This window comes from Bacillus sp. RC252, assembly GCF_044909215.1.
In the GTDB taxonomy this organism is placed as follows: domain Bacteria; phylum Bacillota; class Bacilli; order Bacillales; family Bacillaceae_G; genus Bacillus_A; species Bacillus_A mycoides.
Map to the genome: position 1 here is coordinate 337123 of NZ_JBIYDV010000002.1, position 25102 is coordinate 362224.

30 protein-coding genes are annotated in these 25102 nt (G+C 33.9%); 6 read left to right on the forward strand and 24 right to left on the reverse strand.

Annotation, left to right across the window (positions count from 1 at the left end; genetic code table 11):
- Window position 1 precedes the first annotated feature (1 nt).
- Window positions 2-307, forward strand: a complete 306-nt coding sequence (locus ABH960_RS04730) for a permease (protein ID WP_078178819.1) — start codon at window positions 2-4, stop codon at window positions 305-307.
- Here the strand turns inward: ABH960_RS04730 and ABH960_RS04735 are convergent.
- The 6 genes from ABH960_RS04735 to ABH960_RS04760 all read right to left on the reverse strand — a co-directional run bounded on the left by ABH960_RS04735 (window position 280) and on the right by ABH960_RS04760 (window position 5067).
- Window positions 280-846 carry a DUF1572 domain-containing protein gene (locus ABH960_RS04735; protein WP_002165929.1) on the reverse strand — a complete coding sequence of 189 codons (567 nt, stop codon included), beginning with the start codon at window positions 844-846 and terminating at the stop codon, window positions 280-282. The two genes, ABH960_RS04730 and ABH960_RS04735, sit on opposite strands and share 28 nt — an antisense overlap.
- Entirely contained in the window at window positions 827-1156 is a 330-nt protein-coding gene (gene csaA / locus ABH960_RS04740) for a chaperone CsaA (protein ID WP_404443180.1), read from the reverse strand. The genes ABH960_RS04735 and csaA overlap by 20 nt, the downstream gene beginning before the upstream one ends.
- A 67-nt stretch (window positions 1157-1223) precedes the next feature.
- A complete protein-coding gene (gene brnQ4, locus ABH960_RS04745) occupies window positions 1224-2561 on the reverse strand; it encodes a branched-chain amino acid transport system II carrier protein BrnQ4 (RefSeq protein WP_404443183.1) in 1338 nt (445 codons plus the stop codon).
- Window positions 2562-3004: 443 nt separating this feature from the next.
- Complete coding sequence (gene cbpA, locus ABH960_RS04750; protein ID WP_002012458.1) at window positions 3005-3652, reverse strand: cyclic di-AMP binding protein CbpA; 648 nt, start codon at window positions 3650-3652, stop codon at window positions 3005-3007.
- Window positions 3653-3826: 174 nt separating this feature from the next.
- Window positions 3827-4471, reverse strand: a complete 645-nt coding sequence (locus ABH960_RS04755; protein WP_002086041.1) for an HXXEE domain-containing protein — start codon at window positions 4469-4471, stop codon at window positions 3827-3829.
- A gap of 8 nt (window positions 4472-4479) precedes the next feature.
- On the reverse strand, window positions 4480-5067 hold the full coding sequence (locus ABH960_RS04760; protein WP_404443186.1) for a TetR/AcrR family transcriptional regulator: 588 nt from the start codon (window positions 5065-5067) through the stop codon (window positions 4480-4482).
- Window positions 5068-5416: 349 nt separating this feature from the next.
- Between ABH960_RS04760 and ABH960_RS04765 the strand changes: the two genes are divergently transcribed.
- The 3 genes from ABH960_RS04765 to ABH960_RS04775 all read left to right on the forward strand — a co-directional run bounded on the left by ABH960_RS04765 (window position 5417) and on the right by ABH960_RS04775 (window position 8305).
- Window positions 5417-6304 carry a hypothetical protein gene (locus ABH960_RS04765; RefSeq protein WP_002012455.1) on the forward strand — a complete coding sequence of 296 codons (888 nt, stop codon included), beginning with the start codon at window positions 5417-5419 and terminating at the stop codon, window positions 6302-6304.
- 209 nt (window positions 6305-6513) lie between these two features.
- The gene (locus ABH960_RS04770; RefSeq protein WP_113938292.1) at window positions 6514-7821 is read left to right on the forward strand and encodes a hemolysin family protein; all 1308 of its coding nucleotides are present in this window, start codon (window positions 6514-6516) and stop codon (window positions 7819-7821) included.
- A gap of 1 nt (window position 7822) precedes the next feature.
- Window positions 7823-8305, forward strand: a complete 483-nt coding sequence (locus ABH960_RS04775) for a DUF456 domain-containing protein (RefSeq protein WP_000217328.1) — start codon at window positions 7823-7825, stop codon at window positions 8303-8305.
- A 24-nt stretch (window positions 8306-8329) separates the two neighbouring features.
- Here the strand turns inward: ABH960_RS04775 and ABH960_RS04780 are convergent, their stop codons facing one another.
- The 4 genes from ABH960_RS04780 to cls all read right to left on the reverse strand — a co-directional run bounded on the left by ABH960_RS04780 (window position 8330) and on the right by cls (window position 11091).
- Window positions 8330-8950, reverse strand: a complete 621-nt coding sequence (locus tag ABH960_RS04780) for an NAD(P)-dependent oxidoreductase (protein WP_404443191.1) — start codon at window positions 8948-8950, stop codon at window positions 8330-8332.
- Window positions 8951-9048: 98 nt separating this feature from the next.
- The gene (locus ABH960_RS04785; protein ID WP_002065008.1) at window positions 9049-9228 is read right to left on the reverse strand and encodes a hypothetical protein; all 180 of its coding nucleotides are present in this window, start codon (window positions 9226-9228) and stop codon (window positions 9049-9051) included.
- Between the two features lie 187 nt (window positions 9229-9415).
- Entirely contained in the window at window positions 9416-9874 is a 459-nt protein-coding gene (locus tag ABH960_RS04790; RefSeq protein ID WP_404443194.1) for a spore coat protein, read from the reverse strand.
- 32 nt (window positions 9875-9906) lie between these two features.
- Window positions 9907-11091, reverse strand: coding sequence for a cardiolipin synthase (cls, locus tag ABH960_RS04795; protein ID WP_404443197.1), 1185 nt, complete (start codon window positions 11089-11091; stop codon window positions 9907-9909).
- 159 nt (window positions 11092-11250) lie between these two features.
- On the opposite strand from cls, the gene ABH960_RS04800 reads away from it, so the two are divergent.
- A complete protein-coding gene (locus tag ABH960_RS04800) occupies window positions 11251-11337 on the forward strand; it encodes a YjcZ family sporulation protein (protein WP_000505094.1) in 87 nt (28 codons plus the stop codon).
- 129 nt (window positions 11338-11466) lie between these two features.
- Here ABH960_RS04800 and ABH960_RS04805 read toward each other — a convergent pair whose 3' ends face one another.
- The 8 genes from ABH960_RS04805 to cotH all read right to left on the reverse strand — a co-directional run bounded on the left by ABH960_RS04805 (window position 11467) and on the right by cotH (window position 19172).
- Window positions 11467-11973: an acyl-CoA thioesterase gene (locus ABH960_RS04805; RefSeq protein WP_002012448.1), complete on the reverse strand. Its 507-nt coding sequence runs from the start codon at window positions 11971-11973 to the stop codon at window positions 11467-11469.
- A 119-nt stretch (window positions 11974-12092) separates the two neighbouring features.
- Window positions 12093-12962, reverse strand: coding sequence for a TIGR03943 family putative permease subunit (locus tag ABH960_RS04810; protein WP_002012447.1), 870 nt, complete (start codon window positions 12960-12962; stop codon window positions 12093-12095).
- 3 nt (window positions 12963-12965) lie between these two features.
- Window positions 12966-13862 carry a permease gene (locus ABH960_RS04815; RefSeq protein ID WP_000418719.1) on the reverse strand — a complete coding sequence of 299 codons (897 nt, stop codon included), beginning with the start codon at window positions 13860-13862 and terminating at the stop codon, window positions 12966-12968.
- Between the two features lie 199 nt (window positions 13863-14061).
- A complete protein-coding gene (locus ABH960_RS04820) occupies window positions 14062-15003 on the reverse strand; it encodes a magnesium transporter CorA family protein (RefSeq protein WP_000932392.1) in 942 nt (313 codons plus the stop codon).
- A gap of 186 nt (window positions 15004-15189) precedes the next feature.
- Entirely contained in the window at window positions 15190-16569 is a 1380-nt protein-coding gene (locus tag ABH960_RS04825) for a putative polysaccharide biosynthesis protein (protein WP_404443202.1), read from the reverse strand.
- A 96-nt stretch (window positions 16570-16665) separates the two neighbouring features.
- Window positions 16666-17268: an undecaprenyl phosphate transporter UptA gene (uptA, locus tag ABH960_RS04830; protein ID WP_000881203.1), complete on the reverse strand. Its 603-nt coding sequence runs from the start codon at window positions 17266-17268 to the stop codon at window positions 16666-16668.
- Window positions 17269-17372: 104 nt separating this feature from the next.
- On the reverse strand, window positions 17373-17990 hold the full coding sequence (locus tag ABH960_RS04835; RefSeq protein WP_404443205.1) for an NUDIX hydrolase N-terminal domain-containing protein: 618 nt from the start codon (window positions 17988-17990) through the stop codon (window positions 17373-17375).
- Between the two features lie 105 nt (window positions 17991-18095).
- Window positions 18096-19172, reverse strand: coding sequence for a spore coat protein CotH (cotH, locus tag ABH960_RS04840; protein WP_404443208.1), 1077 nt, complete (start codon window positions 19170-19172; stop codon window positions 18096-18098).
- A 181-nt stretch (window positions 19173-19353) separates the two neighbouring features.
- Between cotH and exsB the strand changes: the two genes are divergently transcribed.
- Window positions 19354-19932, forward strand: a complete 579-nt coding sequence (gene exsB / locus ABH960_RS04845; RefSeq protein ID WP_193653185.1) for an exosporium protein ExsB — start codon at window positions 19354-19356, stop codon at window positions 19930-19932.
- A 45-nt stretch (window positions 19933-19977) separates the two neighbouring features.
- On the opposite strand, the gene ABH960_RS04850 is transcribed toward exsB, so the two are convergent.
- The 6 genes from ABH960_RS04850 to ABH960_RS04875 all read right to left on the reverse strand — a co-directional run bounded on the left by ABH960_RS04850 (window position 19978) and on the right by ABH960_RS04875 (window position 24992).
- Window positions 19978-20589 (reverse strand): phosphoserine phosphatase 1, encoded by a 612-nt coding sequence (locus ABH960_RS04850; protein WP_002189368.1) that lies wholly within the window; start codon window positions 20587-20589, stop codon window positions 19978-19980.
- A 13-nt stretch (window positions 20590-20602) separates the two neighbouring features.
- Window positions 20603-21148 carry a short-chain dehydrogenase gene (locus ABH960_RS04855; protein WP_404443212.1) on the reverse strand — a complete coding sequence of 182 codons (546 nt, stop codon included), beginning with the start codon at window positions 21146-21148 and terminating at the stop codon, window positions 20603-20605.
- A gap of 13 nt (window positions 21149-21161) precedes the next feature.
- Window positions 21162-21578: a FosBx1 family fosfomycin resistance bacillithiol transferase gene (gene fosB / locus ABH960_RS04860; protein ID WP_404443215.1), complete on the reverse strand. Its 417-nt coding sequence runs from the start codon at window positions 21576-21578 to the stop codon at window positions 21162-21164.
- A gap of 58 nt (window positions 21579-21636) precedes the next feature.
- The gene (locus tag ABH960_RS04865; RefSeq protein ID WP_404443218.1) at window positions 21637-23298 is read right to left on the reverse strand and encodes a peptide ABC transporter substrate-binding protein; all 1662 of its coding nucleotides are present in this window, start codon (window positions 23296-23298) and stop codon (window positions 21637-21639) included.
- A gap of 71 nt (window positions 23299-23369) precedes the next feature.
- Entirely contained in the window at window positions 23370-24368 is a 999-nt protein-coding gene (locus tag ABH960_RS04870; protein WP_404443221.1) for a DUF2628 domain-containing protein, read from the reverse strand.
- 165 nt (window positions 24369-24533) lie between these two features.
- Complete coding sequence (locus tag ABH960_RS04875) at window positions 24534-24992, reverse strand: methylated-DNA--[protein]-cysteine S-methyltransferase (RefSeq protein ID WP_002086069.1); 459 nt, start codon at window positions 24990-24992, stop codon at window positions 24534-24536.
- Between the last annotated feature and the right edge of the window lie 110 nt (window positions 24993-25102).

The following is a 25102-nucleotide window of genomic DNA, read 5'->3' on the forward strand; positions in this document are numbered from 1 at the left end:
AATGCAACCACCGTTCATCTGTCATAAATGTAAAAAAAGAATAACGAGAAGGAAAGATCTTATTACCTCTACATGGCATTTCCGCTTTTATTTGTTTCACAACACTTGTTTCAAAAATCAGCAATTATTTGTCTCACGTTTTATTCCTATAAATACACTCTTTGGTTTCTTTCTTATTACATATGGGCTTATTGCTGGCAGCATTCTAATGTTCACGGAGCCCTCTATCAATTGGCTTATTTTTTTGCTTCCTATTTTATATCGGTTTCTTTCCTATTATTACGTTGAACGTTTTTTCTGTAAATAACTAGTAGATTGACCTCTAGGAATGCTTAAACACTCCCATTCATTTTCTTTTAACATTTTACCAATGTAAATGATTTGTCCAATATGTAAAGCATAATGAGAAATTTGCCTTTCGATCGCTTGCATGACAGTGTGTTCTTCTCCGCGAATGTATACTTTCTGCAAAATCTGCTCTGCTGTTAAAGTATCCATCGTTTTAAAGACATACTCCCACCCTTCTTGCCACGCAGCAAGCGCTTCTTGTTTTGAATTGTACCCACCTTCAAATTCACCATCTCGGTTACGATCTATTTTTTCGCCATCAGACGTTAAAAATTCCGTCCATCTTGAACGCATATTACCATGTAAATGTTTAATAATAATCGCGATACTATTTGTCTCTTCATAAGCAGACCACATTATCTGTTCATAAGATAATTGAGAAAGTACACGTTCTCCTTGTTTTTGTGTTGCCTTGAAATTCGAAATGGCACATTGTAAATATTCTCGTCCGATATCCATGTTTACCCCTACCTTCACACTAACTAATTTTCGTTCCATTTGGCAATTCCATATTAGGCTGAAGCAACACAACATCACCAGCTTCAGGAACTCCACCTAATACAAGCACTTCCGATTTAAATCCAGCTACACGCTTTGGCGGAAAATTTACAACAGCAACAATTTGCTGACCGATTAAATCTTCTGGGCCGTACCTTTTCGTAATTTGAGCACTGGACTGCTTGACCCCAAGCTCCCCAAAATCAATTTCTAGTTTAATCGCTGGCACTCTCGCTTCTTTAAATTCCTCTGCCTGTGTTACTGTTCCAATTCTTACATCAAAAGTTAAAAAATCTTCAAAATTAGCCATTTTATCATTCCTCCCAATTATTACTTAGACAAAACATAAAAATCCCCTTTTAAAAAAAGAAAGGCGCCTAAGCACCTTTCTTTTGTAATTCACTTAATTCATTTGATTTATAGAAGAAGAAACCGAGAATCCCGCCAATACATGATGGGATTAGCCATCCTATTCCTTCTTTATATAATGGTAACATTTGTAGCACATTAGAAATCGCATCAATTTTAATGTTCGCACTTTCTAAACCGTTAAAGAAACTAATTAACAACGCACCTAGAATAGCTCCAATATATATTGTATTACGCTTTCCAATCCATTTATGGAAATATGAAAGTACGATTAATACGATTGCAACTGGATAAATAATCATTAACACTGGTAAAGTGACTGCGATTAATTGTGTTAAACCTAAGTTAGATACAATTAAACTAAACACACATACCATTGTTACAATCGTTTTATGCGAAAGTTTTGGGAATACGTTTGTAAAGAAGCCCGCACAAGCAGATGTTAATCCAACAGAAGTTGTTAAACAAGCGAGTATAATAACAAGTCCTAATAAAATTTTACCACTTGTTCCATATAACTCATTTACAACATTCGTTAAAATAAGTCCACCATTCTCTGAGATCCCAAGTGATGTACTTGTTGAACCAAGATAAGCAAGTGATAAATAGATTAACGTTAAACCAAGTACAGCAATAATACCTGATACAATTGTTATTTTTGCAACTTGACTACTCTCTTTTATCCCTTTAGAGCGGATAACTTGTACAACGACAATTCCAAATACGAGCGCGCTAATTGCATCCATCGTTAAATATCCTTGAATAAATCCACCAAAGAAAGCATTTTCTTTGTATGCCGCTAGCGGTGCAGCTGGTTCTCCAATCGGATCAATAATTGCCTTTCCGACAATAACAGCAACAATCAATACTAACAATGGTGTAAGAAATTTCCCGAACCAATCCACTAATTTAGATGGATTTAATGATAAATACCACGTTATTCCGAAGAAAACTATAGTGAAAAGAAATAGCATGTACCACTCAGAAACCATTGCCTCTGATAGAAATGGCTTCATACCCATTTCAAATGAAACAGCTCCAGTACGCGGAATCGCGAAAAATGGTCCAATCGCTAAATAACTAATCAATGGGAAAATAAACGCAAATATAGGGTGAACTCTAGAAGATAGCGCTTTCAAGTCTCCCTCTACAAACGCGACAGCTGTTACAGCTAATAGGGGTAATCCGACTCCCGTTACAAGGAATCCAATTGTAGCAATCCAAACATTTTCTCCTGCTTGTTGACCTAAAACTGGCGGGAAAATTAAATTTCCTGCCCCTAAAAATAGTGCAAATAACATTAAACCAATCGCTACCGTATCACCTGGCCTTAAACGTCCCTTCATGCTTTTCATTTGCATAGCACTTTTTCATTGTTTATCTCTCTTTTCACAATATGCTATGCATCCTCCTCTCTGCTCAAGATGATAAAATATGCCCCTTACAAAGCAATGTCTTTCTCCATAATTTCTCCATTCCCCTTATTCTTACTCTAATTATTATTTTTTTATTTTTTTGAATATTCAAGTCATTAGAGTGTTATAACGTGGAGTTTAGTTGTCAGACCTCTTTGTTTTTATCACACATATAGTAACATATTTGGCTGAAAAATAAAAACATATTTTTAAATAGAATTTTTTGAAAATCAAAATTATCCACACATACCTCCTTTATTTATTTTATTACACAAATTTTTTTAGAAATTTACGATTTTTACATTTTATTATATTTGAATATTTTTATACGAAAGAAAGTAAAAGCCATCAAAAAATAAGATGGCTTTTACTTGTTAGTCTATCGTTTCAACTTCACGTGGATTATTCATCTCTTCAACATACACAACTCTAAATCCATGATCTTCTAAATCCTTTAGCAATGTTTCTAATTCACTATCTTCAAACTCTTCTCCCAATGTAAACATTATTCTACGTACTAATAAAGCATCATTATCAAAAGTCATTAAGCTTTGAATACCAGTGTATTTCTTTAGCACTGTCGATAATTTTTGAATGGCCCCATTATAATCTTGTGTTCCAATCATGACAGAATATTTACTAGAATGGACTCCCCATGCATCTTCTAATAACTCAAAAACTTTTTTATGCGTTAAAATCCCCAGGAAAACTCCTTTTTCATCAACTACTGATAAATAAGGTAATTTTTTTATTGTAAAAAATACTTTAAAGAACGAAGAATCTTCTCTCACATATCCTTCTTTATCATTTAATATTTGTACTACACTCTCTTCAAGTGAACCTTTATATTCTAAAATATCTACTTTATATATATTCCCTAAGTATTTCTCTTTTTTTTCATCTAAAACTGGTACACAACGATACCCAGTTTTATTTAAATGCTCCAGTGCTTCCCCTATCGTAATGGAACTTGAGCAAAATAACACTTCCCTTTTCGGCACATAATTTCCTTTAATCCTCATAAACAGCCTCCTTATGTTAAAATACTTTCTGTGCCATAACTATATTATATTTTCAGAAAAAAATAAATGATTTATTTTACTTTTCTGAAAATTATTCATTTTTTCGTCATAATTTATTCATGAATCATTCACTTGTACTCTCTTCAGCATCAAAAATCCCTTCTGAATTCTGGATCACTTTACTGCATCATTGTACGGACCTAATTGCTTTTTAGAAAAACAATGATTTGTCTCCTTACTTTTCATTAACATATTTCCTTTTATAATTAAAAAATAGGTTGCTACTAGAAAATAGATCAGCCCTAATATCCAATCCAAATTTGTAGCTAGATTGTGTAAAAGAACATATCTCATATATGCATAACCAATCGGAACATGTAGTAATACAACCGCACCTAATCCCGGATTGTATATTGTTTTAGCTTTTATATTTGCAAAAATACCATGCCATATGAATTGAAAAAACCCCATTAAAATAGGTGCCATCCCAAGCCATATTATATTTTGAAAGAAAACCGGAAGTAAATAAAAAACATACGCAATCAAAATATTTATTACCATAGCAGATTGCGTATTTAATGGATAGCGATCTGGTATATCACTTTTAAATATAACTACATTAAACAGACCAGCGAAATAACCTGGCCAACGATACTCTTCAAATTGATGCACTAAAATGGCTACAAAACTTAACGCTAACAGTACTTTTATTTCACTTATTTCTCCCAAATTCGCGACTAAACAAACAACGACAACAATAGCCACAACTAACCCTATATCATACCAATGCTTTCTAAAGAAACTAACCATCTCTATCACCCACTATCTCAATTTTTATAAAAATAGCGTTCAAATAGGAAATCAATCTGTTTTTCTATAGGCAGTACTCTTATATCTGCTCCTGATTCAAGAATTGGCATCATTAATGCTGGAAGAAAAATGGATCCAAATATTTGCACTGTCATCATCATTAAAATTTCCTGATCCGCTTCATTTGTTATTTCGCTCAAAATATTCTTCACTTTACTAAAACCTAGCCTCTTCAAAAAATCTCCATATTCGTATTGAGATGTAAATACCGTAGTTCCCATTGCAATAATCTTCCTGACTAACTCAGGATATTGCCGAATTACTAGTACATAATCAAATAAAAATATTTTTAATCTTTCTTTCGCTGGTACTGTAATATCATCTAAAATAGAAAAAGTGCCTTGGAAGCTAATTAACAAAACTTTAATCGCCTCACTAATCAACTTTTCTTTTGAACCAAAATGGTAATTTACAAGCGCAATATTTATATCTGACAATGATGCAATTTTCCTTATCGTTACCCTTTCAAAACCTTCGTTTTTAATTAACTCCAAGGTTGTATTTAAAATCTTTTCTTTCGTTGATATGTTTTCATTTCCCCCCAACTTATCTCCCCCTCTAGAATTTATCGATTAAACAATGATTTAAACGCTGTTTAACTTTATGGTATCACTTTCCAATTTAAAAAATCAATTTAATCCTTTCGACATTTACCTACATTTCTTTTCATTCATCCCATACAAAAAACGTGAAAATGCTAAACTGTTCACGTTTTTTGTATGGATGCTGTTATATACCCTCTCCTGCTTTATATCCCCACATAAAATAAATTTCTAAAAATAATTTAAAACTATCCATATACCAATAGGTAAAGAAAAATATATTGTAACTTCCCCTGAAAAAAGCTAAAATAAGAATAAGAATTTTCTGAATATTCTAAGAGTAGGTGATTGTATGTCCTTATTGCGCTCACATATATGTAAATTTATAGCCGGTGTTTTGATTATTTTTGTCATAAGTCCCCTTCCAGCATTATTCATTACACATAATTACTCCTACTTAACTGGATTTGTAAGCATTTTTCATAATTTAGCACAGCCTTCTTCCATTTCAATTCCCACAATTGATTGGATGCATGAGCCTATCCTTTTCTCAGCAAATCAGCTTGTACATACACAAAATATACTACATACCTCTAACCATTCGTCACCACTGTTCCCCTACATATGGGAAATATATTTTTTATCAATCGTTCGTTTCACATTCACTCTTGTAATCGGTTTCTTTATAAGTCTAGGAATTGGCCATCTATTTTTAAAAGCACCAAACTCATTAAAAAAGTGTAGTTCTTTATTTCGCTGGATACCGTATTCTTTTGGCACTGTGATATTACAATGTTCAGTCCTATTATCACTTCTCTACATATCTAAATTCATAAAGTTTCCTTTCTTCTCTTCTTTTATCATCGTATGTAGCACTTCTATGATAATCGTTATGCAAGCAATTAAAAAATGGCTACCGTTCTTAAATACTACTAATGAATACGAAATAAAAAATTCATCTTTCCTTGTTGATACGTTATTTATTGCGCTTACTTCCAATCATAAATCTATTTTGAGTTCCATTATTCTTTCATTCGTTTTTATGGAATGTATTTTTCATACAAACGGACTATTACAATTTATCGTCCAATTTGGTAGAAATGCACCTATAGTTGTCACAATTGGTTTATTACTACTTTATATTCCATATAGCATCTTATCGTTTCTCCAAGCTTTATGGACAACAAACCATTCTAAACAAAACACGTATACTTTAACTAGAAGTATTTCGAAACCATAACATAGAATAACCGTCTACTTAAATTAAAAGTAGACGGTTATTCCTATTATATAGAGGACAAAATAACAGCAAATTAAAAAACTACTATAGAAACCTACCATTATTTACCCATTTTCTTTGACTAATCTTTTCATTTGGATTTATTATAAAAGTATAACATAATTACAGGAGGTGACATCTTTATTCCAAATTAGGAATAAAGAACACACTTGGACATATTAAATATTTTTCTCATCTTTATACTTATCCTTATTTCTGGTTTTTTCGTTGCTTCAGAATTCGCTGTCGTAAAAGTACGAAAAAGTCGAATTGACCAGCTTGCTAATGAAGGTAATAAACAAGCATTAGCTGCAAGAAGCGTTTTATCTAACTTAGACGTTTATTTATCCGCTTGTCAGCTTGGCATTACTATCACCTCTTTAGGACTTGGTTGGCTTGGTGAACCAACTGTGGAACATTTACTGCGACCACTATTTGAAAAAATCAATATTACTGGAACAATGGCTAACACGTTATCCTTTATTATTGCTTTTAGTGTGATTACTTTTTTCCATGTTGTATTAGGCGAGTTAGTTCCTAAGTCTTTCGCAATCCAAAAAGCTGAAGCAATCACATTAAAATTTGCAAAACCGCTTATTTTATTTGATAAAATTATGTATCCGTTCATTTGGCTTCTCAATAGTGCAGCTATATTTTTCACAAAATTACTCGGTTTAGAGCCTGCGAAAGAAAATGAACTTGCCCATTCCGAAGAAGAACTACGACTCATTTTAGGTGAAAGCTATAAAAGCGGCGAAATTAATCAAACCGAATATAAATATGTAAATAATATTTTTGAATTTGATGATCGTGTTGCTAAAGAAATTATGGTACCTAGAACTGAAATGGTTTGTTTATCTACTGAAAATACGTTAGAAGAAAATATGAAAATCGTTGCAACTGAAAAGTATACACGTTATCCTATTATTGAAAAGGATAAAGATGATATTATCGGAATGATAAATACGAAAGAGATTTTTCATAATCAAACAAAAGGCATTTACAAACCACTTGATGCCTACATACATCCTGTTTTAACTGTATTTGAAACAGTTCCCATTCGTAAAACGTTAATACACCTCCAAAAGAACCGCGTACAAATGGCGATTGTTATGGATGAATACGGTGGAACTGCTGGCCTTTTAACGATGGAGGATATTCTTGAAGAAATTATCGGCGAAATTCAAGATGAATTTGACGCAGACGAATCACCGATGATTGAAAAGCGTACTCCTAAGCTTACTGTTTTAGATGGGAAAGTACTCATTTCTGAAGTAAATGATATGTTTGGCCTACATATCGATGAAAGTGACTTAGATACAATTGGTGGTTGGCTTCTCTCTCAAGCAATTGATTTAAATATTGAAGCTGGCTATTCAGTTGAATATGATGGTTTTCAATTTAAAGCATTAGAACTTGATGGGCATCAAATTAAAAAGATTGCTGTACATAAATTAGATACTACAAAGGAGTTATAAAGTGACTGTTTTACTAACAATTTGTATCATTGCTTGTTTCATTGTTTCATTTCTTGCCTTTATATACCCCATTATCCCTGGCATCCTTGCCGTATGGGCTGGCTATTTCATTTATCATTTTGGAATAAATGGCGGAGAGTTAACGACATCTTTTTGGATTATTCAAGTCATTTTTACACTCTTCATTTTCGTTGCTGACTTTATTGCAAATGGATACTTCCTAAAAAAATACGGTAGTACAAAATCGGGCGAACGTGTTGGTATGGTTTCTATCATTGTCGGATCGTTCTTCTTCCCACCATTCGGGCTTATTATCATACCGTTCTTATCTGTATTTATTACGGAACTAATGCATAAAAAGGCGCCAAAAGACGCCCTTTTAGTCGGAATTGCAACTGTAGTCGGTTTTTTAAGTAGTACAGTAGCCAAAGCCATTCTCCAAATCATTATGATTATCATCTTTGTATGCTATATCATTTTTTAGCCATCCCTATTTTGGGATGGTTTTTTAATATGAAATACCTACTCGACTTTTCTCGTATAAGCTTTTATTACGTAAACTCCATGTAAAATGAGCTGTATCACCAACTGTGATTTTCGATCCATCTGTTGGCAACATATCTTTTTCCGTTCGATATACACCAGTTACATCACCGTCTATTAAATGCGTCGGACAAACAACAGTCCAACATAGTTTACTATTATTCAACGATTCATAAGCAGCTAAGTGATCTTCCGCAGCTGTTGTCATTTTTCTTTTCGATTCTTTTGATTGGAAACGATATATACTTGGATTTGTTCGCGCTTGTAAAATACCAGCAGTTCCTATTGTAACAATTTTCTTTATGCCCTCTTCTTCCATTTGCTTTATAATAATCGGTAAACTCTTCTCTAACGTCCCATTTCGATCAGTTCCAAGAGCACTAATTACAATATCACATCCTTTAATTGCTTCCTTTATATCATCTCCGCTTAATACATTTCCCTTAATAACATGCAACCTTTCATGCTCTGTTTCCACTCTACTCAAATCACGAACTAATACCGTTACTTCATATGAATCTTGTAATGCCAATTTCATAATTTGTGATCCTACTCTACCTGTCGCTCCTAATATGCATACTTTCATATATTATCCCCTCTTCAGTTCTTTCTCTCTATTTTTCCCTAATACATACAAATATACAACAAAAAAGCTTCCTCGTTTATGTGAGGAAGCTCTATTATTTATTTCTTTTCTTTCGAATCAGAAGACTTGTCTGTTCCGCTTGTTTCTTTATCTTTCTTTTCATCTTGCTGTGAAGTTGTGTCATCCTCTTTCTTTTTATCCCCATCTTTACTACAACCTACCATTAATAAAGAACTTGCAAGTGCCATAGCAGTTAATGACTTAACCCATTTGTTCATTTGCGTTTCCTCCCTTTGATAGAATATGTACAATCCCATATTACTCTTTTTTTTTAAAGGGAAGATTTAAAAATAGTAAAGATACAGTAAACTTTTGTAAATTTTCAGATAACATAACCAATCTTTAATCCTCCCATTCTAATTAGACATAAAAAAACTAAGGCGCCTTTCATTCCACCTTAGCTTTTCACGCGAATTTTTCACTTTCATATACATGTTTAATCTTATATTCCTTCTTCACAACATATTGCCAAACACTATAAGCATAACGATTCATTTTCACAAAACAATTTTCCAGAAAAGAACGAAACTCCGGGTTCGCAACTTCTACTGCCACTTGAGCAAACTTTAATGCTAATCGTTTCAAATGTGTAATATAACAAATAGCAATCCCAATATCCCCTGTATACTCATTATCTGTTTCCCTATCCATTTCAGTAAATTCCGGCCACATTTGTTTACAAGTTATATGTTGTATATTTTCTCCTTCTTGAAAATTCACTTGTTCATTATATGCTTGTAACATATACGGCAAATGATGCTGCAAAATATCTTTTAATTCTTCATCTCGAACCTTGCTCGTGTATTCTCCAACTTTATATATAAGTGTGTAACTATATGTCATCAATTCTTTCATACAATCCATTAAAGCGCCTCCCTTCCTATTTCATCTCTATACTATAAATATGATGCGATAACATTTGATATTCTTGCTAGAAACCAATCCCATCTACTAATTTTCTCAAAATCTTCTTCAGAAAATCGTTTTGATTTATGAAAGTCTTCTTTTAATCGACTCCAGACGTCAGCAACGACTGTCTTATCATATATGAAACAGTTAGATTCGCTATTTAAGTAAAAACTTCTATTATCAAAATTTGCTGTACCAATATCAACCATTTCCTCATCGATGATTGTTACCTTCCCATGAAAAAATCCATTTCGATATTGATAAATCTCCGCTCCAGCATCTAACATGTCTTTCAAATAAGGATAGGCAGCCTGTTTTAGCAATACTGCATCACTTTTAAATGGGACGAGGATTTTTACATGGACACCACGATTTAATGCATCTTTCAGCCCCTTCACCATTTCTTTACTCGGTACAAAATATGGTGTAGCGATAATTAAAGAATGTTTTGCCTTCTTTAAAAACGCTCCATACTCCTTCCATAAACCTTTTCCATTCGAAAATACGTATTGATATTTTACATTTCCTTGTACAGGTAACTCTTGGTGTATAGGCAACTTTTCTCCCGTATCTTCTTGCCAATCTTCCGCAAACTTCCGTTCCATATCAGTAGCTCCATTCCCTTCGATGCGTACATGATAATCACGCCACGGACCAAATTTAGGATCCTGTCCAAGATATTCCTTTCCGATATTGAAGCCACCAATGTACGAAACTTTCCCATCTATAGTAACAATGCGTCTATGATTACGTTGATGCAAAGAATAAAATAAGTTTTTTAATTTAGGTTTTTTACTAAATGTAAACTTCACGCCTTTTTCTTTTAATTGATTAATTATTTTTTTCTTAAGCTTATATCCGCCAATGCGGTCTACTGACAATTTCACATCTACTCCGCTAGATGCTTTTTTCTCTAATAACTGTAAGAATTCTTTACTTACCTCATCTTTACCCACAATATAAAAATGAATATATACATTCTTTTCTGCACGATTTATATCCTCAAATAAGCTTCTATATAACTCATCACCGTTCGTATATACTTGAAAATCCCCTGATCGGATTTTTTCTAATTCATATCCACTAGCCATTTTCTTCCCCATTTCCACATCAACGTTCATCCATATGAATACACCTATAAAACAAATTATTACAATTAAAAAGTGCTTCATGGATACGTTCCTTTCTCTAACTACTGTTATTCCTATATCTTTCCTTTTTTAAAACATTATCATACAAAAAATATGTCATTGCATGATATACGTCCATATCAAACAGGAGCTCATCTGCATATTGTATGTTGTATCTTAAAATAAAAGGAGGAAATAACAATGGGCTTCGCACATGGTAATGGATTTGCGCTACTAGTCGTATTATTTATCCTCTTAATTATCGTCGGTGCTGCTTGCTTCTGCTAAGCAGTTATTGTAGTACGATATGGGGATGAAAAAACTATAAAAGCGGACACCTATTTTTAGGTGTCCGCTTTTCATTTCAAAAATCTCCTAACCTATTACAAAATAGTACCACTAGGAAAGTATTTTACATCAAAAAGTTAGCAGTGTAGCTACCTTCTTACTCTCTGCCTTACGAATATGGCGCTGTTCTGCACGTAACACAGCAATTCGATGCAATTCTTTCTCCTCTTCTGTCTCAGGGATAACACGCGGTACAGGGACTGGATTATTCTCCTTGCTAAGCGCAACAAAAGTAACGAATGAAGTTGCTGCTACACGTTTTTTACCTGAAATTAAATCTTCTGCTACTACTTTCACAAATATCTCCATAGAAGTTCTTCCCGTCCAAATTACGAAAGATTCATAACTAACACAATCTGAAGAACGTACTGGATGTAAGAAATCTACCCAATCCATAGACGCTGTGACACATTCCATTCTCGAGTGTCTCGTTGCTGAAATTGAAGCAACCATATCCATCTCCGCCAATATCTTTCCACCAAATAGCGTGTTATGATCATTTAAATCCGTTGGAAATACTCGACTCGTTTTAAACACCCTTGATTCATTAGCTGTTTTACCCTTTACTTCAGTCATTGTTATCACCCCTTTAATTATTTATCCCTAATATCCCAATATACACTACAACTCATGAACTACACGTTTAATATTAACAATTTTTAGAACTTTTAGTCCATAAAAAAGAACCGATTTTATCAATCGGCTCCTCTAAATACATATTGTTCTTTCGGCTGTTCAACTTTATTCCATTTCGTTACCTCTAAAACAGGAATATTTGCATGGAACGGCTGATAAAATTCAGTTGAAATTTCTCCCTCTATCTGAATCCAATCATCATTTTTCCACTCTACACCTTCTGGTTTTTTAACTAACATACCATATACACCCGAATCCGCTACACAATGTATAATACCGAAACGGAATAAGAAATATTGTTCCTTTTTAGAAGAATCATCTCGGAAAACAAATCCTTTATAAGACAGGGTTTTACCAGTAAATTCACCAGGATAATTATAAATTGTCTCCATACCCTTTAAGAAATCTTCATCTTTTAAAGTGATATTATCTTTCGTAACAAACTCTTTCTTCCCTTTTTCCATTACACCACGGTATCCTTCTTTCCCGTAATAAATGCTCGTGTCAGGTCTTAGAAATTGCCTTGTCATAAATGGATCTTTACTTTCTGCTTGCGCTACTGGAAAATGGAATCCCTTCGCCTTAACAATATCGGAATCTAATGTTGCAATTGGGAAAAACAATCCTGTAATGATTGGAAAACAGAATAACGTGTAAGAAAACACTTTTTTCCACCATGTATTCTCATCTTTCGAATGATCATGCCCACAATGACTATGATCACAACTACAATCATGTTTCTCTTTTTCCTTTTGGTGCTCTTTTTGGAAAACGATAATAATTTGTACAATCGTTAAGAAACCTAAAATAATAGCAGCAGTTTTTGATAAATAGGCGTACTTCATATTTATATACTTCGTAATGTTACCGGAAATATGAAGCTGTCCAATTAAAATTGTAAAGCCTAATAATATATATGCTCGAAACATAACCTACCACCCCATCGCATAAATGAGTAGTGAGCTTGCATAAACAACAAGTGTAACTGTAACCGTCACAACAATTACAAATTTTGTTTTAAATGTCGCAAGCATCATAAACATATTTTTAATATCCACCATCGGTCCATATACGAGAAACGCGACAAGTGACGCTGTTGAAAATGTACTTTGGAACGAAGAAGCAATAAATGCATCCGCCTCTGAACAAAGTGATAAAATGAAAGCAAGTCCCATCATTACAGCTGATGAAGAAAACGGACCTTGTCCAATAGCAAGCAATGTTGAAGTTTGTACAAACGTTTGAACTGCAGCAGCAATTAACGCTCCTAACACTAAGTATTTTCCCATTGAGAAAAATTCCTCAACAGCATGTGTACATACATCCCACATTTTTGTACGTAACGGACGCTTATGATTCACTTCTGGGAAGTGATCATCTCTTAATTGATGTTCTTTAAACATAAATGATAATATAATTCCAACGATAATTGCTACGATAATCGCTACAATAGAACGATACCATACCATGTGCATACTACTTCCAAAAGCAACATATGTTGCAAATAATACAACTGGATTAATAATCGGTCCAGTTAACATAAATGCAATTCCTGCATAGGGTGGAACCCCTTTTCCGATTAATCGTCTTACAATCGGAACAATTCCACATTCACATCCAGGAAACATCATACCTAAAAAAGTAGCTAATAAAACAGACAGAAATCGGTTTTTAGGCATCCATTTTGCCACCATATCTTCTGTCACAAACATTTGAATGAATCCTGAAATAAATACACCAATTAGCACAAAAGGAAGTGCTTCGATTAATATTGAGATAAAGATTGTATTCATTTGCAGGAATGCTTTCGGTAATTGAAACAATTCCATGATGTATTTCCTCCAACTTTTCATTAACAATATGTAATTTTAACCCCATTTCATTATTTGAACAAGAGTTATATGGAATTCATAACCTTCATACACATTACATTTCACAAGTTATATTCTGTTCCAAAATTGAGATTTCATAGCAAAAAAAGCTGCGCTAGCACAGTTTTATAACTATGCTAGCGCAGCTTTCCTATCATTAAAAGTAACGTTTCTTCCAAAAAACAAATGCTAAAGTGAAAGATAATGTTACACATATTATAAGTACAATTACAAAACCATGTGCTTCCCCTTCAAACGGAACCTTTACATTCATTCCAAAGAAACTAGAAACCATCGTTGGTAATGATAAAATGATTGTAATAGAAGTCAACAGTTTCATAACACTATTTAAATTGTTAGAAATAACCGAACTAAATGTATTCATCATTCCACTTAAAATGTGACTATATATTTCCGCCATTTCAATAGCCTGCTTATTTTCAATTAATACATCTTCTAGTAAATCTTGATCGTCTTCATACATTTTCAAAAATGTACTGTTTCGCATTAATTTTTGAATTACAATTTTATTTGCCTTTAATGATGTTGTAAAATAAACTAAACTTTTTTCAAGGCCGAGCAATGTGAAAATTTCTTTATTTTTCATCGACTTATTTAATTGGTGCTCTAAATCGATTGTTTTCCGATTAATTTGCTTTAAGTATCTTAAATAATAAGTAGAAATTGTATATAAGAGCTGAAGTGCGAAGCGCGTCTTTTTAAACGTATAAAATTCTTTAATACGTTGATTAATAAAGCGTTCAAAAATTGGATTTTCTTCTAAACAAATAGTAACAAAACAATCTGGCATTACAATCATACCTATTGGAATCGTGTCATAAATTGAATTTCCTTCTTCATCATGTCTGACTGTCGGAATATCCACGATAATTAAAGTATTATTGTCTTCCTTTTCAATACGAGAGCGTTCTTCATCATCCAAAGGGTCTTTAATGAAATCTAAGTCTACATTTAAAGTTTGTACTAGATACTGAATTTCTTCTTCTGTTGGATGAAGTACATTAATCCAGCAGCCCTTTTGCATTTCCTCAACCTCTTGTAGTTTTCCGTTTCGGTCTGTTAAATAAATATTTAACATACTATCACCCCGATTCTTTTTACATGTGGGAATCTACCTCACTTAAACAACAGTTTTTGAACCGCTATTTTCAGCATATGAAACAAACGATTAAATTTCAATAGAAAAATTATTTTGAAAACGTTTTTTTAAGAAAAATCTTGTAAACATAGAAAAAGACAGAGTGTTCTCTGCCTTTAAAAAAGCTTATGTTGCTTTTATAACATATTTAGAAAGCATCCACAAGTTAAAGCCGACTGAAATCGTATAGCCAGCGTATGTTGAAATGATAAAACTTACATAATCAAAATACGGTAGCAATACAATATTTAAAACTATCTTCACAGTTATTCCGATTACTAATCCTAGCACTGTTTTCTGTTGTTGATTAATTCCTTGTAACATGGCAGCGGTTACTGTAAATAGTGAGAATAGTATACAAGCAGGAGCATAATACTGCAAAATAATACTGCCCATCTCCGGATCATTTCCAGCACCAAATAAAAGAGTATACACTGGTTTTGCTAAAATCATCATTCCAATCGCCGCCGGTACGGTAATTCCTACCACTAATAAATTTGTCCTTGTAAAGTGTTTATACAGTAGTTTCTCATTTCCCGCTGTATAAGCTTTCGTCATCTCAGGTACAAGGGACATACTAAAAGCTGTTGCAACAGAAACCGGGATAAGTACAACCATCTGAACAAGGCCAATAATCGCATTAATCTTTTCTGCTTCTCCTTGCATATATCCTACTTGTATAAGTAGCTTATTAATTGTAAATGTATCAATCGTCTGATATAACGGAATCGCTAATCCAACTACAACGAAAGGAATAGAATATGTAAGCAGTTCTCTATACAACGAAAAAAAAGTTTTCGTCGTTTGTGGTATACTGGCAATCTCTTTTTTCTTTAAATGTTTTCTCCTTCTTATATAATACGCACTTAAAACACTTAATCCACCTAGTGCTCCCATAAATGCTCCAAACGTTGAAATACCAACTGCCAACGAAACAGAAGCTTTTATAACATATAAAACGACAAAGCTTCCTATCAAAATAGTTAAGACCCGAAAAAATTGCTCTACAACTACACTGAGCGCAGAAGGTCCCATAGATTGAAAACCTTGAAAGAAACCACGTAACAAGCTCATTACAGGAACGAGTATTAACGCAAAACTTACAATTTGAATATTGTGCGTGACAGCTACCACACTATTCCCCGACTGATCATTTCCATCAATCACAAGTTTAGCTAAATGTGGTGCTAACATATATAATGCTAAACAAGAAATAACGCCCATAATGACCATGAAAACGATACCACTCTTTAGCACTCTCTTAACAGTGTGATAATCATTGAGTTGATCATATTTTGAAACCATTTTTGAAACGGCAAGTGGCAATCCCATCGTTGCAATACTAAGCATAATTGTATAAGGACGGTATGCATACGTATATAATACGTACCCACTCGTACCCACCATTGCTGTAAATGGTATAACATATATAAACCCTAACATTTTAGATATCATCGTTGCTATCGTTAAAAATATCGTTCCACGTAAAAACGGTGATCCTTTCATCACATTCCCCCGCTACGCTTTATTATTACACATTATGGACAACTCCTTTTTTTTAGAACCCAAACAATTAAAAAAGCCAATGAAAAATCATTGACTTTAACGCGCTGCTTTTTTCTTTTTTAAATACTTTAAACCGAAGTATAGAGCAACAAAGAGAACAGCTCCTATAATTATGTAATGTGTGTAATCAGATGCATACTCTTTAATGTGTCGCCAATTTCCACCAAGCTTTTCACCTAAGTATATAAATAGTATTGACCATGGAATAATCGCAACTACTGTATATAGTGTAAATAGTTTTAACGGCATTTTAGCTAATCCTGCTGGAATAGAGATTGCATGACGTACTACTGGGATAAAGCGTGCAGAAAAGATTACTCCTGCTCCGTAACGCTTAAACCAACCTTCCGCTATGTCTAAATGGTGTTTATTAATAAGTAGATATTTCCCATATTTCTCTACAACCGGACGCCCTCCGTAATATCCAAGCCAGTATAAAAAGATTTGGGCTAAAGTACCACCAATAGTTCCGGCGATAACTGCACCGACAAAACTAATTTTACCATCCGCTACTAAAAATCCAGCATACGAAAGTACAATTTCACTCGGGATAATTTCAATCATTAAAGCTAGTGCTACTCCAAAGTAACCTAGACTTGCAAAAAATTGCAATAACTGATCTATTATGCTTGCTAACATATTATTTTCTATCTCCTTTTTTCTTCACATACCATCCCATTATTACATAAAGGTTGCATTCTGCCAATATCTTCATTTTAACAATATGTACAATTCAAGCAGTATTAATCTATTATTTTTTCTTTCTGCGGGTCTTTCATGTAGGCAAACATTTCTTTAATTTGCTCTTCTGTATTTCTAGCAATTGATAAATCCGGCAATTTATCTTCACCAAAAAACTCTATTTCTTCTGTTTCAATACTAACTTTCTTTTCCCCACCAACAATATTACAGCCAATAAAAATCTTATATACATGCGTTGCTGAAGGCGATGGCTGATGCTTTTCTTTATCAAATATAGCTAGTAACTTAAAATGATCTACTTCATATCCTGTCTCTTCGAAAACCTCTTTTGCTGCTACTTCTGTTGGCGTATAACCAACATCAGCCCATCCACCTGGCAATGCCCATTTCCTATCACTTTTTTCTTTCACAAATAATAGTTTTTCATTTTGAAAAATAACTGCCCGTATATCAACTTTAGGTGTTTGATAGCCTGTCTCACTTGCAAATAAATTCTCTACTACTTCCCAATCTGTCTTTGTGTAATGTGACATCATTGAAACTGAAATGTCCCGTAATTGTTGGAAACGCTCTATATCATATACATCCTTAGAATACGTTAAACCCGCTTGAGCTATAGATTGTATTTGTTTTACCCAATCAATCCACTTGACCGTCATGTTTCCACATCTCCATTCTTTATTAAGTGAATATTACGTCAATTCAATTGATACATCTTTATTATACAAAAAAAGAGATTGATAATGTTCCAATCTCTTTCAAAATTAATCCAATTCATGTAAGTGGTCTTGTATATACTTCCTTCTTTTATTTATATATTCATCAATCATATCAGCTTCTTGATCAAATGTTTCTAATTTTTCTTTCATATATGGATCTTGTAGTAAATATGGACGAATCGATTCACACAAACCTTCTACTTTCGGCATCATAAACGAAACGGTAAATTGTTCTTCTAATATTTCTTCCAAAATACTTCGGTATTGTTTTCTAAATACAGGTATATCTAACAATCTTGCACTTAACGTATTATAACCTTGAATACGAATATATTCATGATTAAGTGGTCTCCCTTGTACATCTCGCCCCCAAGTCGCATCATAATCCCACGGTATCACTTCAAATAAATTTGTCTCATCGTTATGATATAGTGCATAGTTATGAACGAAGCCATCAAAGTTTTGCGTAAAAATAACTCCAGCTAACCATCGTAAATATTTATCTACATGTAGAAACTTCCCGATTTCTTTTTCATAATCTTCCCTCGACAAAGTATTCGCTTGAAATACAAATTCACTCAGTTGTTCTTCACTATTTTTATTCGAATATTTAAATTCATAACCCGCAAAGAGCTCAGTTTTAACATCTTTATCTCTCTCGCTCATTAAAGAAAAATTCGCGTCATCATCTATGGCATAATAAATAGAACCACTCGGCAACCCTCTACTTTTTAAAAAGTTTTCATCAACCGATTCTAACTGTAAATATACGCCTTGGATTTGACCATTTATTTTTACAAATACATGCTGCGACTTCGGTGAAAGTACCCCGATATCATTAAAAAAGTCTAGTGATAATTTGTTACGAATAAGAGATGGATCCATAAATTCAGAGTTTAAATGAAATTCCTTCACCCCTTGAAATTTTTTCGGTTTATAAAATTGAACATGATAAGACTTTTTCTCAAACTCACGAATATGAGCACCCCGATAAACGATATCAATATCATACTTCTTTTTTCCATATGTTAACTTTGCTGGCACTGGACTATCTGACCAAATGTCCTTTTTCAATTCCACTAAGTACATTGGATGAACAAAAAAATCATATGAAGGCAGCATGTTTTCTCATCCCTTCTCAGTTCTCTTCATTCAATGTATGCGCCTTGTCTTGTCCATACATCCGCTATCATCTATTTATATAAAATTACACTCTTGTCCTGTTCAGAAAGAAGTCGAATCTCATATCATGTTAAGGAAAAAGAATACCTTTTCAATTTAACACTCGATAAGGAGGATTTCTATGAAACGTGATATTAGAAAAGCTGTTGAAGAAATCAAAAGTGCTGGTATGGAGGATTTCTTACACCAAGATCCAAGTACTTTTGAGTGCGATGATGATAAATTCTCTCATCATAAATGTACAACAGGGCGTAAATGTACAACAGGGCGTAAATGTCCAAGAACAAGATGTACTCGCGTAAAACATTGTACTTTCGTTACAAAATGTACTCATGTTAAAAAATGGACGTTTGTTACGAAATGCACTCGTGTGCGCGTTCAAAAATGGACGTTCGTTACAAAAGTGACGCGTAGAAAAGAATGCGTTTTAGTTACAAAACGTACTCGCAGAAAGCATTGTACTTTCGTTACAAAATGCATACGCTTTGAAAAGAAATTTTTCTGGACAAAACGAAGTTTCTGTAAAAAATGCGAATTCTTCCCTCACGGACACGGTCGCTCTTGCGATGATGATTGTGATCATGGTAAGGACTGTCACGATGATGGGCACAAATGGAATGATTGCAGAGACGGACATAAGTTCCCATCTTGCAAAAACAAGAAATTCGATCACTTCTGGTATAAAAAACGTAATTGCTAGTTTTTTATACCCACCAAAAAAGGCCGCATTGCGGCTTTTTTACGTTTACTGAAAATGGCTTATATCTGCAAATTGTTTTACTTTACCAAGATCTTCATCAAATTCAATCACACTAAGACTCGCGCTATGCATAAATGGCTCTCCCCATACATGTTCAATTTCAACACCTGCAAAATGCCCTACAAGTAATTTCGCTGCTGCAGCATGAGAGACAATTAAAATATTTTCCCCTTTATGCTTTTCTAAAAGAAATTGTATCCCTTCAATTACTCTTTTATGAACGGCCGCAAAGTTTTCCCCTAATGTTGATTGAAATAGATGTGGTTCATTCCAAAATAAATGTACTTCTTCTGGATATTGCATTTCCAAATCAGCAATTGTTTGCCCTTCCCATGTCCCCATATTTATTTCATAGAAATGTTCATCTGCTATAATTGGAATATCGCGTTCTCCTTTAATCAATTCGGCAGTATGAATCGTTCTTTCACTTGGACTACTATATATGGCGTGGAGAGGTAAATCCTTCATACGCTCCCCTAATTGTTTCGCTTGTATCATACCATTCTCAGTTAAAGCTGAATTTTTCCGTCCTTGCATCCGCTTTGCTACATTCCATTCTGTCTCACCGTGCCTTGTTACATATACCGTTGTCTTCATTTCACATGCCCCCTTACCATTTTGGCCGCGATTCCCACGGCTCTACTCTCCCTACAATCCATTCTGTGCATTTACTTTCAAGTCCTTTTATAACTCCGTCAGCAATCTCTTCATGAGTAAGCCATCTTGCATATGTATCTTCTAAAATAAACCCTAATATAATTCTATAATAACTACATAATGTCCCACCTATTTTTTGTGACTTCGTACGCGATGCACTACTACCTAATATATGAAATAGACTGTACTTTTCCGACGACAATTCTACCTCATTACAAATGAGTGATAACGCATCCTTCGCACTTGAGTGTATCCATGCAACAACTAATGTAATTGGACCATTCTGTTCAATTGTATTAGTAATAGATCGCTTTAGATCATCGTCATTTTGATAATCTAAAGGAAGACATGTAATATTTTCTGGTACCGAACTCACTTGCTTAACATTTTCCAATTTCGTACTATCTCGTCCAATAATAGAAACATGAAACCCTTGATCACAAAGCCACATAGAAACTTTCTTTAGCATTCCTGTTCCACCAATTACAAGCGCATGCAACTTCTTCCCCCCCTTAGTAAAATGTCATATGAGGTTTCTCATCTCTATAATAATTTAGACGGTCTTGCAGTGTCCCTGAATGAAACTCGAACTTGTGACCGTCAGGATCAACAAAATATATAGACCCACAATCTCTCACATTACGTTCTCTTCCTTGTAAAATATGAACATTATTTTCTTCTAACCGATGTAACAGGCGTTCAAAATCTTTTTGTTCAACAGAAAATGCGAGGTGCGTATAAGATTGATGAATCTCCTTTCTCGGAATATGTGTTTCTTCATTAAGCGCTATCCATACTCCACATATATTAAAATATGCGAGTTTTCTCCCCTTGACTAATAATTCTCCTTCCAATACTTTCTCGTAAAATGTAATAGAGTTTTCTAAATTGGACACTGAAAAACAAAGATGATTGATTCCCTTTAACAACTCTAATTCCTCCTATACAAATAAAAGATAAGCGAAAATTCGCTCATCTTTTATTATACTATTTCTTTGTAATATATGCCCATTTATAACTGAAGTCTCCACCAAACGTATGGTTAGCGATACCTTTTACATATGTCTTCTCTAAATAAGCCGTACTTTGCTGATACGTAGGAGAGATTGCAGCATCTTGACCAATTAAGATTTTTTCAGCTTCTGCAAGTGCTTTCCAGCGTGCTGCGTCATCTTTTAGTAGTTCTCCTTTTGATTTTGCTACTAAATCATCGTACTTCGGATTTGAATAATCCATTTCATTAAATGAGCTTCCAGTAACGAACATATCAATATATGTCATTGGGTCTGGATAATCTGGACTCCATGCAGATAATGAGAATTCATATTCAAATTTCTTTTCTAAATCTAATTTCTGCTTATATGGTTGTTGCTTCAAATTCACTTTAATACCAGGTAAGTTTTTCTCTAATTCTTCTTTAATAAAGTCGCCCACTTTTTTACGACTACCGTTATCATCATTTAGTAATTCTACTGTAATTGTATCTTGACCAAGTTCTTTCTTCGCTTCTTCCCACAGTTTTTTTGCTTTCGCAGCATTATCTTTACTGTCACGGAAATTTTTATTTACAGTACGGAAGTCTTTTCCATCTGGTCCTGTCGTAAACTTTTCAGGTACTAAGAAATACGCTGGCAATGATCCATCATTCAAAATTACATCCGCAATTCCTTTTTTATCGTACGCTAAATCAATCGCCTCACGAACCTTTTGATTTTTAAACGTTGCATTTTTTTGATTAAAACGTAGGAAATACATACGTGGGTCTAGCTTCGTTTTAAATTCATCTGGTTTATTCTTTTTATATTTGTCTACAAACTCAGAACTTAAAATGACACGGTCTGCTTGATCACTATCATATAAATTTACCCCAGTACTTGTCTCTTTTACTATACCCACATTAATTTCTTGTAATTTTACAGCATCTTTATCCCAATAATTTGGGTTTTTCTTTAACTGGTAACTTTGTTCATGTTTCCATTCACTCATTGTAAATGGTCCATTGTACAATAATTTATCTGCTTCTAATCCGTATTTATCCCCTTGTCCTTTTACATACTTTTCATTTAATGGGAAGAATGTAGGGAACGAAGTAAGCTCAAGGAAATAAGGTGCTGGTTGCTCTAATTCTACTACCAACGTTTTATCATCCTTCGCTTTAACACCTAATTGATCCGACGGTACTTCTCCTTTATTTACTTTCTGTGCATTTTTCACATCAAATAAAATAAATGCATATTCTGCTGCTATTGCTTTATCTAATGTACGTTGCCATGCATATACAAAATCTTGTGCTCGAACTGGATCACCATTTGACCATTTTGCATCACGTAATTCAAATGTATATGTCTTTTTATCTTCACTAATCTTCACGTCTTTGGCCATACCTGGAGTTGGTTTATTATCTTTATCTAGACGATATAATCCTTCCATTGCATTTACAAATACACGGAAAGATACAGAATCTGTTGATTTAGATGTATCCATTGAAGGAATTTCAGCTGTTTCTAGCAAATTTAAAACTTGTTTATCTGCCATTCCCTTACTTGATTCTTTCTTCGTTGTCGAAGCCTTCTCCCCATTCCCACATCCCGCAACCAGTACACTAGTCGATAACGCAAGTGCAGCAATTGTTGTTGTCTTTCTCTTCATTCTTCCTTCCCCCAATCTATATGTATAAGTTAAAACTTGTATAATATATTTTATTATACAAAAAATTCTGATTATTTTAAATGTTTATTTTCATAAAAAGAAAAAAAGCGGTCAGAAATTGCTTTCCCTCCGCTTTGTTGAATAGCATTTACTTGTAAGCCATCCTCTATATCAAATGGATTTTGAACTTTAAATATTTCCTCCATTATCTTCAAAAACTCTTCTTCATTTTTAGATTCACCGTTAATCGTAAGTGAATATGGTTCCACTTCTCCCAATTTATAATCAACAATAAATTGAATTGTCACCTTTTTCCTTGGCATCTCAGGACTCTCCCCCTGAAATTCTACTAATTCTAATCCTTCCGTTCCCCGGTAGTATATCCATCCTGAATTTTGAAAATAATTTTCGAACGATTCACCAATTGAAAAGACTGGATATTCATAAAGCGAGCTTGTACGAACTTTTTGAATAATATCCCGATCAGTTGGGAAAAAGAAATGACTAAACAAAATACTAGCAACTGCTAAAATAGTGACGATTGTTGCTCCCATTTTACTCGTTCCACCACTATCACGGATGAGATAATTTTCAACCGATTCATCTTTAATTCCCCGTGCTTTTATTCGATATATACGCCTTTCTGCAAATTGATAAAATAATCCATTTGCAAAAATCCCCATCCCAAATAGAATGAAAACGAGTAATAAAAACGTGAGAGGCACCATATTAATGATTGGCAATGCTACGTTGAACCCCATATAATAAGAAAATGCATCACATGCTACTAATAACAGTATAAATAAAGCAGCAGGTACGTAATACTTACGATATCCAAGCCAACCTACATTAAAAATAGCAGCCAGACCATTCCAGCTCCACCTAGCAATTCGCTTATTCTCAAGCTCCCATTTTCTTTTGTAATATGGATATTGTCTCCCTACATATACTTCTAATTCTTTGTCTATTAGCGAGCTTTCTTCACCTTGTTCATTATGCAAGTTTCGTTGACAATTTGCACAATTCAGCTGATCATTAATACAAGGTCGCCCACAATTTATACATTTCAAAACAATCCCTCTTTCCATCCATACTTCATTGTGAACTACCCACCACTTAGTATCTCTTGCGAGCTTACCCCGAAGTGGGGGCTTCTCGGTTCATCGTTACTTTTGATAACTAACGAATTTGTCTTAGGACAGCCGAGCTAACTCCCTCGTTCCAAAGGTTGTTTCTTACGATTTATTTAAAATACCTTCATGTTTCAATAACCACTCTTTCCTCCATAAACCACCCGCATACCCAACAAGTTTTCCACTCTTTCCTATTACACGATGGCATGGAACAATAATTGAAATTGGATTCCGGCTATTTGCCCCTCCTATCGCTCGTACAGCTTTCGTATTCCCAACCTTCTCCGCAATATCTAAATATGAAGCACTTACGCCATACGGAACAGTGTAAAGTGCATCCCATACATTCTTTTGGAATGGTGTTCCTTCAGCAGACAATGGAACTGTAAACTCTTTTCTTTTTCCTTCAAAGTATTCATCTAATTCATTTATACATTGTTCAACAAGTTCATTTTTATGTTCTTCTTTTCTATCTTCAACAAATATAACAGACGTAATTCCTTCTTCGTTCGCTGTAATTTCTAACAAACCTAATTCACTATCATAATAAGCCTGGTACATATGTCATCCTCCAATTCATTACATATTATTTATTGTAACACGAATAGACGAAATTTTTCGTATAAGCGTTTTATTAGGGAAACAAAAAAGAGGATGATACAATGTAAGAA

Bases quoted from the DNA above. Each gene is read 5' to 3' on its own strand.
- ABH960_RS04730 (WP_078178819.1), top strand. From the start codon at position 2: ATGCAACCACCGTTCATCTGTCATAAATGTAAAAAAAGAATAACGAGA.
- ABH960_RS04735 (WP_002165929.1), bottom strand. From the start codon at position 846: ATGGAACGAAAATTAGTTAGTGTGAAGGTAGGGGTAAACATGGATATC.
- csaA (WP_404443180.1), bottom strand. From the start codon at position 1,156: ATGGCTAATTTTGAAGATTTTTTAACTTTTGATGTAAGAATTGGAACA.
- brnQ4 (WP_404443183.1), bottom strand. From the start codon at position 2,561: ATGAAGGGACGTTTAAGGCCAGGTGATACGGTAGCGATTGGTTTAATG.
- cbpA (WP_002012458.1), bottom strand. From the start codon at position 3,652: ATGAGGATTAAAGGAAATTATGTGCCGAAAAGGGAAGTGTTATTTTGC.
- ABH960_RS04765 (WP_002012455.1), top strand. From the start codon at position 5,417: ATGTCCTTATTGCGCTCACATATATGTAAATTTATAGCCGGTGTTTTG.
- ABH960_RS04780 (WP_404443191.1), bottom strand. From the start codon at position 8,950: ATGAAAGTATGCATATTAGGAGCGACAGGTAGAGTAGGATCACAAATT.
- ABH960_RS04785 (WP_002065008.1), bottom strand. From the start codon at position 9,228: ATGAACAAATGGGTTAAGTCATTAACTGCTATGGCACTTGCAAGTTCT.
- ABH960_RS04790 (WP_404443194.1), bottom strand. From the start codon at position 9,874: ATGGATTGTATGAAAGAATTGATGACATATAGTTACACACTTATATAT.
- cls (WP_404443197.1), bottom strand. From the start codon at position 11,091: ATGAAGCACTTTTTAATTGTAATAATTTGTTTTATAGGTGTATTCATA.
- ABH960_RS04800 (WP_000505094.1), top strand. From the start codon at position 11,251: ATGGGCTTCGCACATGGTAATGGATTTGCGCTACTAGTCGTATTATTT.
- ABH960_RS04805 (WP_002012448.1), bottom strand. From the start codon at position 11,973: ATGACTGAAGTAAAGGGTAAAACAGCTAATGAATCAAGGGTGTTTAAA.
- ABH960_RS04810 (WP_002012447.1), bottom strand. From the start codon at position 12,962: ATGTTTCGAGCATATATATTATTAGGCTTTACAATTTTAATTGGACAG.
- ABH960_RS04815 (WP_000418719.1), bottom strand. From the start codon at position 13,862: ATGGAATTGTTTCAATTACCGAAAGCATTCCTGCAAATGAATACAATC.
- ABH960_RS04820 (WP_000932392.1), bottom strand. From the start codon at position 15,003: ATGTTAAATATTTATTTAACAGACCGAAACGGAAAACTACAAGAGGTT.
- ABH960_RS04825 (WP_404443202.1), bottom strand. From the start codon at position 16,569: ATGAAAGGATCACCGTTTTTACGTGGAACGATATTTTTAACGATAGCA.
- uptA (WP_000881203.1), bottom strand. From the start codon at position 17,268: ATGTTAGCAAGCATAATAGATCAGTTATTGCAATTTTTTGCAAGTCTA.
- ABH960_RS04835 (WP_404443205.1), bottom strand. From the start codon at position 17,990: ATGACGGTCAAGTGGATTGATTGGGTAAAACAAATACAATCTATAGCT.
- cotH (WP_404443208.1), bottom strand. From the start codon at position 19,172: ATGCTGCCTTCATATGATTTTTTTGTTCATCCAATGTACTTAGTGGAA.
- exsB (WP_193653185.1), top strand. From the start codon at position 19,354: ATGAAACGTGATATTAGAAAAGCTGTTGAAGAAATCAAAAGTGCTGGT.
- ABH960_RS04850 (WP_002189368.1), bottom strand. From the start codon at position 20,589: ATGAAGACAACGGTATATGTAACAAGGCACGGTGAGACAGAATGGAAT.
- ABH960_RS04865 (WP_404443218.1), bottom strand. From the start codon at position 23,298: ATGAAGAGAAAGACAACAACAATTGCTGCACTTGCGTTATCGACTAGT.
- ABH960_RS04875 (WP_002086069.1), bottom strand. From the start codon at position 24,992: ATGTACCAGGCTTATTATGATAGTGAATTAGGTTTGTTAGAAATTACA.